Below are 13,806 nucleotides of genomic sequence, written 5' to 3' on the forward strand. Positions count from 1 at the left end.
CGACCGCCTGCGCCCGTGGCGTGTGCTGGCGGTCAGCGCTGCGCGAGGCGGGCGCCCGCGTCGAGTCGGATGACCTCGCCGTTGAGCATCTCGTTGGTGATCACCGCACAGGCCAGGTCGGCGAACTCGTCCGGGCGGCCCAGGCGTCGCGGGTGGGCGACCGCGGCCGTCAGCTGGTCCTGCAGGTCGGTTGGCAGGTCCGTGGTCAGTGTGGTCTCGAATGCGCCGGGGGCAATTGTGGCGCAGCGGATTCCGTACTGGGCGAGTTCGCGGGCGGCGGGGAGGGTCATGCCTGTGACGCCGGCTTTGGATGCCGAGTACGCCAGCTGGCCCTGCTGACCTTCGAACGCGGCGATGCTCGCGGTGGTGACGATCACGCCGTTTTCCGTGTCGGCCCGCTGGTTCTTGCTCATGTGCCAGGCGGCGGCGCGCAGGACGTGAAACGTTCCCCGCAGGTTGACGTCGATCACGTGGTTGAACCGTTCGGGGGCGACCGGTCCTTGCTTGCCGATGAGTCGGAATCCTCCGGCGACGCCCGCGCAATGCACGACGATGTCGACCCGGCCGAAGGTGCGAACCGTGGTGTCGAATGCGGCGTCGACCTCGTCGGGGGAGATCACGTTCGCGGCGAGGGGGAGCCAGGTTTCGCTCGGGGTGCCGGGTGGGGCGGACAGGTCCAGCGCGGCGATCCGGGCGCCGCGTTGGGCGAGCATCTGCGCGGTGGCCTCTCCTAGTCCCGCCGCGGCTCCGGTGACCACGGCAACTGCTCCGGCGATCTGCATGTCATCCTCCTGTGTGATCCAAGCCTCAATCCGATCGGAATGTGATCTACGTCTTGTCCCGAGCGAGAATCGGCGTTACCCTTCCATTCGACAGGATAACAGCCGGTGCCTCGGAGGCGAGGCTCTCGATACCTGAAATCTATTGGCCTAGAGGTCAATCCAGTCCGTCACGGCGTGGCGTCGACAATGATGGAGGATCCGCATGCTGTCGCATGAAGACAATGAACTCCTGACCCGGGTAGACGGGGAAGCGCCGATGGGGGCGTACCTCCGCGAATACTGGACACCCGCAGTCCGCTCCCAGCGGTTGATCGCCGACGGCGCTCCCGTGCAGGTCCGACTCTTCGGCGAGGACTTCGTGGCCTTTCGCGCCACGGACGGCAGGGTCGGCTTCCTGGACGAGTCGTGCCCGCACCGGGGGGCCTCGCTCGCGCTGGCCCGGAACGAGGACTGTGCACTGCGGTGCATCTACCACGGCTGGAAGATCGACGTGTCGGGCACCGTTGTCGAGGTGCCGTCCGAGCCCGCCGATCGACTGGCGGACATGGCCGACAAGATCACGATCGGCAAATACCCCACCCGGGAGGCCGGCGGCGTGGTCTGGGTGTACCTCGGGGTGCACGACGACCCGCCCGCGTTCCCCCGGTTCCCGTTCGACAAGGTACCGGCCGACCACGTGCGTGCCCTGGTCGCCGAGACGCACTGCAACTGGCTGCAGGCAGTGGAGGGGACCCTGGACTCCTCACACGTGTCGATCCTGCACCAGGCCTGGTTGGGGCAGAGTACCGGCAGCCTGGGCAAGGCGGCGGAAGACTCCGCACCACGCTACGAATCCGACGAGACGGGTTACGGCATCCGCTTCGCCGCGATCCGGTACTCCGGCGACGACCAGCATGTGCGGGTGACCGAGTTCGTGATGCCCTGGATGGCCTACATCCCGACCGGCGACGAAGATCGGGTCGCCATCATCGGAACCCCCATCGACGACGAACACTCCCGCCAGTGGTTCATTCGGTGGAACGACGACCATCCGCTCACCGAGGACACCGACACCCATTTCTGGTACCGGGACCTGACGGGGGCGCCGGACGACTTCACCGAGCTGGTCCGGGGCAGGGGCAGCTGGGGGCAGGACCGCTCGCTCATGTCCGACGGACACTTCTCCGGCTTCACCAATCTCATTCTCGAAGATGTCGCGATCCAGGAGAGCCAGGGGCCGATCGTCGATCGCTCCAAGGAGAAGTTGGGCACCAGCGACATCGCGGTCGTGAAGACGCGCCGTCTGATGCTGGATTCCGTTCGAGCACACCAAGAGGACGGGACAGTGTTCGGTCGGAAGGATCCGCTCGCCCGGCCCGGCACCGCCGGCGTGGCGATCACGATCGAGACCACCGGCGACTGGCGTACCGCCGCGGCCGGCGAGGCCCGGTATGTCTAGCCCCGGCCGTGCCGGCTTCGCGGACTGGCAGGCGATCCGCGCCCTCACCGCAACCTACAACCGCTGTTTCGACAGGTCGGACGCGCAGGGTTGGGCGTCGACGTTCATCCCGTCCGGCCGCCTCGAGGTCGCCGGCGAGGGGGTCGCCTACGCGGGGCACGACGAACTCCGCGACTTCTGCTCGTCCCGGGGATGGGGGATCCTGCACATGACCCTCGACCCCGAGGTCACCGTCGACGGTGACCTCGGCGAGCAGCGCTGCAATCTCGTGATGTTCCGGCGGTACGAAAACCGGGAGCGGCCGACGCTGCTGGCGACGGGGCGGTACACGGACACCCTGATCCGCACCCCCGAAGGGTGGCGCTTCGAGTGCCGGGTCGTCGAGTTGGACAATCGGCTGGGCTACACACCGGAAGGGTCGAAATGACATACATACCGGGTCCTCACGGAAACTCCAGCCCCGACGGTGCGGCGTCACCGGTCGACGTCGTGGTGTTCGGCTCCGGCGCAGCGGGATTCGCAGCCGCGCTGGCCGCGGCCGAGGAAGGCGCCACCGTGCAGCTGTACGAAAAGTCGGAGGTGCTCGGCGGAACCACCGCGAAATCGGGCGGCGTCTACTGGATTCCCGACAACCACCTCATGCGAGAGCACGGCATCGAGGATCTCCAGGACCGCGCGGTCAGGTACATGGCACGGGTGAGCGCTCCCGACCGCTACCGCGCCGACGACGCGCTGCTGGGGTTGTCCCACTGGGAATACGATCTGCTCACCGGCTACTACCGGATCGCCTCCGAGGCGGTGGAATTCCTCGACGGCATCGGGGCACTGCGGTCGACGATCGAGACGGCACTTCGGTTTCCCGACTACCACATGAACCTGCCCGAGCAAGGGGGCGTGTTCGGGCGGGCGCTGTGTCCCGCCGACGAACACGGACGCCCGGCGGGCGGCGACGAACTCATCGCCCAGTTGGCGGCGGCCGCCGCGCGCAGCGGTGTCCGGGTCGCCACCCGGCACGCCTTCGTGGGACTGGAGATCGACGACGGCCGGGTGGTCGGTGCGGTGGTGCGCGACCTCGAGGCCGAGCGTGACAGCACCATCCGTGCGGAACTGGGCGTCGTGCTCGCCGTCGGGGGCTTCACGCACGACGCCGAGCGCCGAGCCCGTCACCTACCCGCTCGGGTGTGGGGCGGATGCGCCGCGGGCACGAACACCGGGGATGCGCTCCCGGCGTTCGAGGCCCTGGGCGTGCCCCTGCACAACATGGACCGCGCCTGGTGGGACCAGGTCGCGATCGAGCACACCCGGGTGGGGGCGACCGAGACCCGCGCAGGAATGTGGGTCGCCCCGGGGGACTCGTCCCTGATCGTGGATCTCGACGGGCGACGGATCGTCAACGAGAAACAGTTCTACAGCGACCGGGCCAAGGTGCACCTCGGGCCCGACGCGCCGGAGCTGCTCGTGCTGGTCTTCGACGGCCGGACCGAGGAGCTGTTCTCGAGGGAGCCGTTCGCCTATCCGTTGGCGCTGCCTGGCGAGCCGCGGTCGCACCTCGTTTCGGGCGAGAGCTGGCAGGAGTTGACCGAGAATCTCGCCGACCGGCTGCACTCGCTCGCGGCGGTGACCGGCGGCGCCCGGCTCGGCGCCGACTTCGGGGCGAACCTGGTCGACACGGTTGCCCGTTTCAACGAGCTGGCGCGCGCGGGCGTCGATTCCGACCACGGCCGCGGGAGTGAACCGATCGAGGCGTTCTTCACCGGCGAACCGCGCGCCGGTGGCGGCCCGAATCCGGTGATGGCGCCGCTGCGCGGGCGAGGGCCGTACTTCGCGGTGCTGATCGGACTCGGGACGCTCGACACCAAGGGCGGCCCGCGTACGACTACCGACGGCCAGGTGCTCGGCGGTGACGGCGTCCCGGTGGAGGGCCTCTACGCCGCGGGGAACTGTGCGGCGTCGCCGTCGAACGACGGTTACTGGGCGGCCGGGGCGACGATCGGCCCGGCGTTGGCGTTCGGGTACAGCGCGGGGCGGCACCTGGCCTCCCGACGGGCCGTGGAGACCGACTCCCGGATGCGGGAAGTGTCGAGATGACCTTCATCATCGGAGCGGCGTGCATCGATGTCATGGACCGGTCCTGCCTGCAGGAGTGTCCGGTCGACAGCATCTACGAGGGCGCCCGCAAGCTGTACATCCACCCCGTCGAGTGCGTGGACTGCGGTGCCTGCGAGCCGGCCTGCCCGGTGGAGGCGATCGCCTCCGATCGCGACGAGGACGAGGACTTCGCACCGTTCGTCGCCGACGCCGTCGAGTTCTTCCAATCCGTGCTGCCGGGCCGGGTGAACCCGATCGGGTCGCCGGGCGGCGCGCGAAGCACCGGGCCGGTCGGAGTGGACAGCCGCTATGTGCGCGAGCTGCCCCCGGCCGGTTCCTTTACCTAGCCGCGGCGCGGAAGCCGCGGACCACCAGAAGGAGAGACAGCATGACCAAGGTGACAGTTGTCAGTGCGCACGGGCTGGACTGGGTGTGGCGGACCGGCGGAACGATTCTCAAGTACGTCCAGGCCGGGGCGGAGGTGACCGTCGTCTGCCTGTCGATGGGCGAGCGGGGCGAGTCGGCGTCGGCGTGGGCGGAGCCGAACCAGTCCGCGGAGCGGGTGCGGGCGATGCGGCTGGCCGAGGCGGAGAAGGCCGCGGCGGTGGCGGGGGTCGAACTGCGCACCTACGACTGGGGCGACTACCCGATGATCATCGATGACGAGCGGCGCCTGGAGATGGTGCGGCTGCTGCGCGAGCTCCGTCCGGATGTCGTGCTCACGCACGGTCGCCGCGACCCCAACAATCCGGATCACGTGGCCACCGCCCGCGTGGTCGAGGACGCCGCGATCTGGGCCCGGGCCCACGGTCGCCTGCCGGAGTCGGAGCGGTTCGTCGTTCGGCAGATCCACGGTTACGAACCGGAGTTCCCGGAGTTCTGCGACTTCCAGCCGGACACCTACATCGATATCAGCGATGTCGCCGAGCAGAAGCTCGAGATGATGCAGTGCTCGCAGGTACAGCAGTTCATGATCGAGGTCTACGAGCAGCGGGCGCGTTATCGGGCGATCATGGCCGGGCTGCTGCTCGATCGCAAGGTCACCCACGCCGAGGCCTTCGAACGTTTCCTGCCCGCCGCGGGAGGGCTGTTCTGATGGACAACTTGCCCGTCAGCCCGTCGATCGTCGACCGTGTGGACCGGCGCGTCGGCGCGCACGCGGCGGAGTTCGCCGAGCTCGGCGTCGCGACGGTGCACGAATCACAGGGGCGCAGCGGGCTCATGGATCCCGCGATCAAGCCGCTTGTGGCTGGCTCCCGCGTCGCGGGACCCGCGGTGACGTGCCTGAACCATCCCGGGGACAACCTGATGTTGTTGGCCGCGCTCGACCTGTGCCGGGAGGGGGATGTCCTGGTCGTCGGGAACCTGGCGCCGTCCACCGCCGGCATGGTCGGTGAGATCATCGGCAGCATCCTGGTGGCCCGTGGGGCCGCGGGTCTGGTGGTGGACGGGGGCGTGCGCGACATCTGTGAGCTCCGCCGGCTGCCGTTGCCGGTGTGGACCAGGACCGTGTCGGCGATGGGGACCACCAAGGGCGGCCCGGGGTGGGTCAACACCCCGGTCGTCGCCGGCGGGACAACTGTGCGGCCGGGGGACCTGGTGGTCGCCGACGACGACGGTGTCGTGGTGGTTCCCCGCGAGTCGGCCGACGAGGTCTTGGCCCGTGCCCGGGACCGGGCCGAGCGGGAGTCGCTGCTGCTCAAGGATATTGCGGCCGGTCGGTGGCCCGGGTTGTCGCCGGAGTTGCGCGAGCAGCTGCGCCGGCTCGGCGTCACGCGGATCCCCGGCCCGCACTAGGACAATCTCTCCCGAGAGGGGTACTCATGCGTTTGTGTTCGTTTCTGTCCGGGGAGGTCGCGCATGCCGGTGTCGCCGGCGTCGATGATTCCGTCCTCGACGTGACCTGGATCGTCGAGGCCCGAGGTGACGATCTCCCGCGGACGGTGGCGGGGTGGGTCGAGCTCGGCTCCGCCGGGATCGACCGGCTGCGTCGGCTGTGTGCGGAGTCGTCTTCGGAGCATGTCGTCGGCGACGTCGGTGATCTCACGCTGCTGGCGCCGATGGGGCGACTGGCGCGCAACGTGATCTGTGTCGGTGCCAACTATCGGGAGCACATCGAGGAGTCCGTGCGCGCGGTGGGAGAGATCGACGTGCCGGACGCGCCCGTGTATTTCACGAAGGACGTGCGCAGCGTGTGCGGCCCGTTCGAGGACATCAGCTGGGATCCGGCGGTGAGCGCGCAGCTCGACTGGGAGGTGGAGCTGGCCGTCGTGATCGGGCGCGCAGGCCGCAACATCCGGCCGGCGGACGCGCTCGGGCACGTCTTCGGTTACGCCGTGTTCAACGATGTCAGCGCCCGGGACGTCCAGCTTTCCCGGAATCAGTGGTGGAAGGGCAAGAGCATCGAGGGCTCGTCACCGCTCGGCCCGTTCTTGGTGACGAGCGACGAGATCGCCGATCCGCAGGATCTCGAGCTCACGTGCTGGGTCGACGGCGTGGAGATGCAGCGTTCCACGACCAAGCTGATGATCCACGATGTCGCGGCCCTGATTGCGGATCTGAGCCGGACGTTGACGCTCGAGCCCGGGGACGTCATCAGTACCGGGACCCCGGCCGGCGTCGGGTTGGCCCGTACCCCGCCGCAGTGGCTTGTACCCGGATCCGTTCTCGAGAGTGAGATCACCGGGCTGGGCCGACAGTGCAACCGCGTCGTCGAAGCTGGAGTGTGAACTCTCATGGCAAATCTCGTCGGTGTTTTCGGTACCTCTCACAGTCCCGCGTTGATCACTCCGGTGTCCGACTGGCCGGCTCTGGAGCCGAACATCGCGCGCCCGGGGCTGGACCGCCTCGTCGGTGACGTGCGGGACCTCTGGGACGCGCACGAGGCGCGCTTCGACGCCGCCACGGCGACGCTGCGCGCGGCTGTTCTCGCGGTGGAGCCGGATGTGCTCCTGATCGTAGGCAGTGACCAGGGCGAGAACTTCGGTCCGCGGTCCGCGCCCGTGTTCGAGATGTATCTCGCCGAGCATCTCGACGCGAGCGCGGCGAACCGGCGCGACGAGGGACCCGAGCAGTTTCGGATCTCCGTTCCGATCGCTCGGGATCTCGGGATCGATGTTCTGAAGTACTTGTGTCACAATGGTTTCGACATCGCTCACACCTCGGAGACGGTCGACGAGTACGGTATCGGGCATGCGGTGACCTGGCCGATGCGCTTTCTCGATCTGGTCGATTCCGGGCTCGCATTGCTGCCGGTGGTGACCAACGTGTGGAATCCGCCGAACGTACCGAGTGTGGAGCGGTGCGTGGCCTTCGGTCAGGCACTGCGCGCGGCGATCGAGGCGGCCCCCGCGCAAACCCGGGTCGCGGTGCTCGCCTCCGGTGGGCTGAGCCACCTCGTGCTCGACGAGGAGCTGGATGCTCGGGTCCTGGCCGTGCTGCGCTCGGACGACGTCGGCCTGTGGGGGAGCATCGGGGACGACGAGCTCCGACTTGCCCACGACAAGCACGGCCTGCCACTGCGCCTCAACGGCACGGCGGAGATCACCGACTGGATCATCGCCGACGCCTGCGCGCAGGCCCCCGCCGACATCATCGACTACGTGCCGGCGTACCGCACCCGATCCGGCTACGGGGTCGGCATGTGCTTTGCCCAGTGGAACCTGCCGACCTGATCCGCACTCCGGCGTAATCCTTCGGCGGACTCCATGCTCGCAGCCTCGGCCGAGGAAGACGTCGGGCTCCGGTCGCCGGTGCGGCACTGTTCCCGGATCGTCGTCGAGCCGCCGACGAACATCGAGATGCGCACCGAGTACCCGAAGAACACTTTCAACGCTCTGCTCGCCGAGGTCGTCGTCGCACGCACCTGGGACGGGACCAGGGCACGCCCTTGCACCACACCAGCCGTCATACGTCGAGGCGGGCGTCGCCCGCCTGAACACCAACTGTCACATCAGAAAGGACTCACCCATGTCCCTGAACGGATACCACGGCTCCGAAAACGACATCCTCATCGAGATCGAGAACCGCATCGCGTGGATCACCTTCAACCGGCCGGAGGCGTTGAACGCGTTCGGACCGGCCCAATTCCACCGTCTCGCCGACCTGCTCGACGGCGTCTCGGTGAACCCCGATGTCGGCGTCGTGGTGCTGACCGGCAACGGGCGCGCCTTCTCGGCCGGTGGCGACGTGCGGGAGTTCACCAAGAAGGGCCTCGTCGACACCGGGGTGTATGCCCTGCGCGCGATGACCTCCATTCGATCCTGCCGCAAGCCGGTGATCGCGATGGTCAACGGGATCGCGGTCGGCGGCGGTAACGAGCTGGTCATCGCGGCCGACCTCGCCATCGCGGCGCGCAGTGCTCGGCTGGGTCAGGCCGGCACGATGATCGGCGCGTGTCCCGTGCTGGGCGGGACGAACGTCCTGCCCCTCCAGATCGGCGAGAAGCGCGCGAAGCAGATCGTCTTCTTCAGCGAGAAAGTCCCGGCCGAGCAGGCGTTCGAATGGGGTTGGGTCAACGCGGTCGTCGACGACGCCGACCTGAAGTCGACGACCCGCGAGTGGGCCGAGCGGTTGCTCGCGCTGCATCCGCAGTCGCTCCAGATCGCGAAGGCGGGCAGCAACGTGTGGTGGAATTACTCCTACGACACGATGGTCAATGGCCTGGACATGATTGCGATGGGTGTGCCGGCCGAATCCGTCGACGAGGGACGAGACGCCTTCCTGGCCAAGCGTCCGGCGGACTACTCACCCTGGCACTGATCTCCCGCCTTCTCCCGTCGTTACACCCCGTCGCACGGAAATGGGTACGGTGCATGACCGGTATGCGATCTCGATGCTGATCCAGGCGCTGCCGGCGGCCGTGCACTCCCTTGCTCCCGCGGTCTTTCCGGCCGGACTGCGGGGCATCGGGAACAGTGCGGGGCAACCGCATCGGCTGAATCGCCGGAATAGCTGGAGGACATCGCTGCCGACGTCGAGCAGGGAGGCCGGTTCGCTGACAAGTGCGACGTGGTGCGCGGGATTGTCACGATGGCGGTGGCCGGCGCCGAGTGGACCGGACGCCGGAGGATGCGGGTGGGCCTCGGATTCGACGACGTCACATCGATCGGATCGGCCGACGCTACGTCGTGCCGGCCTCCGGTCGGGGCATCGGCTATCCGGAGTCGTTCGATCCGAGCCTCGTCCGGACGCGGTGTTGCCCCGTGGACCAGGCGGTCCTGCGCACCTACACGATCCGTTCCGTCCACCCGCGTCCACGCGTCCTGGCTGTCGGGTGCGGCTGCGGCGCGGCACCGAACCGGGTGACCAGGGCGGGCATCTTCGCAATCTCGCTGTGCGAACTGATCACTCGGATCAACGGTGCTGTCGGCCGGTCGGGTGGGCCTGACCGCGCCGGCGCTCGGGCGCGCACTGACCGACACCGGTTCGCCGAGAGTAGGCCTGACGGCGGGCGCTGTCGGCGCCGAAGCCGGGTGCGGGGAGGCAAGAGTGCGCCTCGAGTCTTGCTCGGCATCGTGCCGCTGGTGCGGTGGTCCGTGGTCGACTCGGTTCCCGCCCGCCGAATTGGTGAGGCAGCTCACATTTTTTCATTGACCTTCCGATCGGAAGGCCTTAATCTCGGATCCATCGCCCGAATCCGGGGCACACCATTCACCGGCTACCGGCCCTACCCAATTTGGGGGAGCAGTGGACACAAGCAACAGCGATTACAACAACCGCTATGTCGCCACCCTTCATGATCCCGACACGATTCACCGCGAGATGCGGGCCAGGTGTCCCGTCCAGCACAGCGAGACCCACGGCGGATTCTGGGCGTTGACCCGCTACCAGGAGGTCGACGCGGCCACCCGGGACACCGAGCGGTTCTCCTCCCTGCCGACCATCACGTTGCCGTCCGTCGGCGCGCCCCGACCGTTCATTCCGATGGAGTCCGATCCGCCGCAACACTCGAAGTACCGCTCACTTCTCAACGTTGTCTTCAATGCCCGCCGGTTCGCAGAGCTCGAGGGCGAAATCCGCAAGCACGCCGTCGAGCTGATCGAACGCTTCACCGCCGCCGGTGAAGCCGACCTGGCGCGGGACCTGGCGTTCCCGCTGACGACGCGGGTGATCACCTGGCTGCTGGGTATCCCCGACGAGGACGTCTCCCGGTTCAGTGACTGGTCTCTCGGGCTGGTCTCCGTCGCCTCGCCGGAGGAGGGCCTTGCACTGCAGATGGAGATCCGCGACTACTACGTCCGCCACATCGCCGCCCGTCGAGAGAATCCGACCACAGACCTTGCCAGCCATCTGCTTTCGTCGACCATCGACGACCGTGCGGTCACCGAGGAGGAAGTTCTCGACATCTACCTCTCCCTGACCGGGGCCGGCGGCGAAACTACCGCAGCGGCCGCCAACCACATCTTCACCCTGATCGATCGGCACCCCGAGCTCCGCTCACAACTGCAGGCCCACCCCGAGATGCTGACCTCGGCAGTCGAGGAGTTCCTGCGCTACATCACCCCGGTTCCCGGCTTCGCGCGCACGACCACGTGCCCGGTCGAGGTTGCCGGGACGGTAATCCCGGAGGGTGAACGCGTGTGGTTGTCGTGGCTGTCCGCCAATCACGACGAGGCGGCCTTCGACGAGCCGGCCCAGATCCTCCTGGATCGAAGGCCGAACCGGCATCTCGCATTCGGAGCGGGCGTGCACCGGTGCCCGGGCGCGCCGCTGGCCCGGATCGAACTGCGCATCATGGTCGAGGAAATCCTTGCCCGCATTCCGGACTACCGGCTGGCGGATCCGAGCGCCGTTCAGATATCGGAGGGGCAGACGCGGATCATCCGCTCCCTGCCGATCGTCTTCACGCCGCAGCGCTGACCCCCACCGGTGCACGTCGCCGGGCGCCCGGCATCCATCCCACCACGCTCAGGAGGTTCATGTGAGAGCCGCAGTCAGCCGCAGAGTCGGCCAGATCGAGATCGAGGAGCTGCCGGATCCCCGGCCCCGGGCCGGGGAGGTGCGCGTTCGCCTGGTGAGTTCGGGCATCTGCCACACCGACGTCTCGGTCCTGGCCGGGCATCTGCCGTCACCGCGCCCGATCGTCCTCGGCCACGAGGGAGCGGGCATCGTCGACGAGGTCGGACCGGGCGTCGAGCAACTCGCGGTCGGAGACCACGTGCTCTGCTCGATCATCACCTCATGCCACGCGTGCTACCAGTGTCTGCGAGGCGAGTACGCGCTCTGCGAACGCGCCGTCGGCTTCTCCGGCACCATGCTCGACGGCACCACCAGGTTGCGATCGCGCGATGAGGACGTGCACACCCTCTTCTGCCAGGGTTCGTTCGCCGAGTATGCGGTGGTACCGGTATCGGCGGCGGTGAAGATCCGACCCGACGCTCCGCTCGAGAAGCTCGCCGGCCTGGGCTGCGCGTGGTCGACGGGCCTGGGGGCGGCGATCGTCCGCGCGGAAGTGCGACCCGGCAGCAACGTCGTCGTGATAGGCGCCGGCGGCGTCGGCCTCGCCGCGATGATGGGTGCGCGGGCGATGGGTGCGACCTCTGTCATCGCCGTGGATCTCGCCGAGCACAAGCTCGCGCGGGCTCGCGAACTCGGTCTCGCCTCGCACACGATCTCCGTATCGGGACCGGAGGCCGTGGTAGCCATCCGCGACCTCACCGACGGCAGGGGCGCGGATTACGGATTCGACGCGGTGGGCGCGCAGGGCACGCTGGAGACGGCGCTGCAGGGCATCCGGCCCGGCGGGCTCGCAGTGGCCATCGGTGTCATGGATGCGTCGGTGACCGTCACGTCCGACCTGTTCGCGTTCCTGATGCAGAAGCAACTGACGGGTACGTACGCAGGATCGATCATTCCGCAGCGCGACATCCCCGCGTTCGTCGACCTCTACATGGACGGCCGACTGCCGTTGGACTCGGTCATCGACGCGACCTACGGGCTCGACGACGTCCCCAAGGCCCTCGGCCAACTGGCCGCCAACGAGATCACGAAGGGCGTGGTGTTGCTGTGAACGGACTCGACATGCAGATGTACGTCGACGGCCGGTGGCGCGACGCGACGTCCGGCGGACGGATCGACGTGGTCAACCCCGCCCGCGTCACGGAACTCGCGGGGTCGATCCCCGACGGGGCACCTGCCGACGTCGACCTCGCCGTCGCCGCCGCGAAAGCGGCGCAGCGCGACTGGGCGCGGCTACCGCTCGTCGAGCGGGCCGCCATGGTGGCCGACGCCGGTGCGCGACTGACGGCGATCGATCCCTCGGGCCCGGAGGTCCTGACCCGCGAGATGGGCAAGATCCTGGCGGAATCGATCATGGACTTCCAGTCCCCGCCATGGGGGTGGAAGCACTATCTCGACAACCTCGACGATCTGGCCGCGATCTTGACGGACAGCCGCGTCGACGACACCGGGCGGCTCGAGGTCAGGCGCCGACCGGTCGGGGTCGTGGGGACGATCGTCCCGTGGAACTGGCCGATCGCGCTGCTCGGCGTCAAACTCGGTCCGGCTCTGCTCGCGGGTAACACGATCGTCGCCGTACCGTCCCCGTTCGCCTCGCTGGGGGTTCTCAAGGCGATCGAGGCGATCGGTGCGGCGCTGCCCGCCGGCGTGGTGAACGTCGTCACCGGGACCGGCGACCGGGTGGGGGCCGCGTTGAGTGCGCATTCCGACGTCGACATGATCGCGTTCACCGGTGGGCCCGAGGCCGGCCGGGCGGTCGCCCAGGCCCTCGGATCGCGGCTGCGCCGGGGCGTGTTCGAGTTGGGTGGCAACGATCCTGCCGTGCTGCTCGACGACGTGGTCGTCGACGACGAGCTGATCCGGAAGCTGGTTTCGGCTTTCACCGTCACCTCCGGGCAGGTCTGCTTCGCAGTCAAGCGGCTGTACGTGCACGAGACGCTGCTCGAGGAGGTGACCTCCCGTCTCGGCGAGGCACTGCAGGAGTTCGTGGTCGGTGACGGGCTGGATCCTGAGGTGACGATGGGTCCGCTCGCCAACGAGCGACAGTTCAAGCGGTTCACCGCTCTGCTCGCGGAGGCGGAATCCTCTGGTGCCCAAGTGAAGTCCTTTGGCCGTGCGCGCGACACGGCGTCGTGGGAGGGCGGGTACTTCCACCTGCCGACACTGGTGACGGGCGTCGCGGCGCAGGAGCGCATCGTCACCGAGGAACAATTCGGACCTGCGCTGCCGATCCTCGGTTTCCGAACCGAGAGCGAGGCGATCTCGCTCGTGAACTCGACCCCGTACGGTCTGACCTCCAGCATCTGGACGGCGGATCCGAGCCGCGCCTGGAACATGGCCGGCGAGATCGATGCAGGCGTGACCTTCATCAACAAGCACGGCATGGCAGCGTTCGATCCGGGCGCGCCGTTCGGCGGGGTGAAGGCCAGTGGCTACGGGCGCGAGATGGGCATGGACGGCCTGCTGGAGTTCACCTGGACCCAGCAGATCAGCGATCGACAGATCCTCGGATAGACCCGCGCCCGGACGGGCACGGCG

The 13,806-nt window shown here is 68.2% G+C and carries 13 protein-coding genes; 12 read left to right on the plus strand and 1 reads right to left on the minus strand.

The window, feature by feature from the left end:
• Nucleotides 1-32: 32 nt before the first annotated feature.
• Nucleotides 33-782, minus strand: coding sequence for an SDR family NAD(P)-dependent oxidoreductase (locus HFP48_RS30040; RefSeq protein ID WP_065922147.1), 750 nt, complete (start codon nt 780-782; stop codon nt 33-35).
• Between the two features lie 256 nt (nt 783-1,038).
• Here HFP48_RS30040 and HFP48_RS30045 point away from each other — a divergent pair, with 256 nt between their 5' ends.
• The 12 genes from HFP48_RS30045 to HFP48_RS30100 all read left to right on the plus strand — a co-directional run bounded on the left by HFP48_RS30045 (nt 1,039) and on the right by HFP48_RS30100 (nt 13,782).
• On the plus strand, nt 1,039-2,220 hold the full coding sequence (locus HFP48_RS30045) for a Rieske 2Fe-2S domain-containing protein (RefSeq protein WP_210432857.1): 1,182 nt from the start codon (nt 1,039-1,041) through the stop codon (nt 2,218-2,220).
• Nucleotides 2,213-2,647: a nuclear transport factor 2 family protein gene (locus HFP48_RS30050; protein ID WP_100055324.1), complete on the plus strand. Its 435-nt coding sequence runs from the start codon at nt 2,213-2,215 to the stop codon at nt 2,645-2,647. Before HFP48_RS30045 ends, HFP48_RS30050 begins: the two co-directional genes overlap by 8 nt.
• Nucleotides 2,644-4,308, plus strand: coding sequence for an FAD-dependent oxidoreductase (locus HFP48_RS30055; protein ID WP_168580962.1), 1,665 nt, complete (start codon nt 2,644-2,646; stop codon nt 4,306-4,308). The genes HFP48_RS30050 and HFP48_RS30055 overlap by 4 nt, the downstream gene beginning before the upstream one ends.
• Entirely contained in the window at nt 4,305-4,655 is a 351-nt protein-coding gene (gene fdxA / locus HFP48_RS30060) for a ferredoxin (RefSeq protein ID WP_065922150.1), read from the plus strand. Before HFP48_RS30055 ends, fdxA begins: the two co-directional genes overlap by 4 nt.
• A 41-nt stretch (nt 4,656-4,696) precedes the next feature.
• Nucleotides 4,697-5,404, plus strand: a complete 708-nt coding sequence (locus HFP48_RS30065; RefSeq protein WP_065922151.1) for a PIG-L deacetylase family protein — start codon at nt 4,697-4,699, stop codon at nt 5,402-5,404.
• Nucleotides 5,404-6,105, plus strand: a complete 702-nt coding sequence (locus tag HFP48_RS30070) for a 4-carboxy-4-hydroxy-2-oxoadipate aldolase/oxaloacetate decarboxylase (RefSeq protein ID WP_168580963.1) — start codon at nt 5,404-5,406, stop codon at nt 6,103-6,105. Before HFP48_RS30065 ends, HFP48_RS30070 begins: the two co-directional genes overlap by 1 nt.
• Before the next feature lie 26 nt (nt 6,106-6,131).
• A complete protein-coding gene (locus HFP48_RS30075; RefSeq protein WP_168580964.1) occupies nt 6,132-7,037 on the plus strand; it encodes a fumarylacetoacetate hydrolase family protein in 906 nt (301 codons plus the stop codon).
• Nucleotides 7,038-7,088: 51 nt separating this feature from the next.
• Nucleotides 7,089-7,982, plus strand: a complete 894-nt coding sequence (locus HFP48_RS30080; RefSeq protein ID WP_168580965.1) for a hypothetical protein — start codon at nt 7,089-7,091, stop codon at nt 7,980-7,982.
• Between the two features lie 295 nt (nt 7,983-8,277).
• Nucleotides 8,278-9,069, plus strand: a complete 792-nt coding sequence (locus HFP48_RS30085; RefSeq protein ID WP_054373365.1) for an enoyl-CoA hydratase/isomerase family protein — start codon at nt 8,278-8,280, stop codon at nt 9,067-9,069.
• 927 nt (nt 9,070-9,996) lie between these two features.
• On the plus strand, nt 9,997-11,169 hold the full coding sequence (locus HFP48_RS30090; RefSeq protein WP_168580966.1) for a cytochrome P450: 1,173 nt from the start codon (nt 9,997-9,999) through the stop codon (nt 11,167-11,169).
• Between the two features lie 61 nt (nt 11,170-11,230).
• Nucleotides 11,231-12,319 carry an alcohol dehydrogenase catalytic domain-containing protein gene (locus HFP48_RS30095; RefSeq protein WP_168580967.1) on the plus strand — a complete coding sequence of 363 codons (1,089 nt, stop codon included), beginning with the start codon at nt 11,231-11,233 and terminating at the stop codon, nt 12,317-12,319.
• Nucleotides 12,316-13,782, plus strand: coding sequence for an aldehyde dehydrogenase family protein (locus tag HFP48_RS30100; RefSeq protein ID WP_083662312.1), 1,467 nt, complete (start codon nt 12,316-12,318; stop codon nt 13,780-13,782). The genes HFP48_RS30095 and HFP48_RS30100 overlap by 4 nt, the downstream gene beginning before the upstream one ends.
• Nucleotides 13,783-13,806 lie beyond the last annotated feature (24 nt).

It is taken from the genome of Rhodococcus sp. DMU1 (assembly GCF_012272955.1).
Classification (GTDB): Bacteria; Actinomycetota; Actinomycetes; order Mycobacteriales; family Mycobacteriaceae; genus Rhodococcus; species Rhodococcus aetherivorans.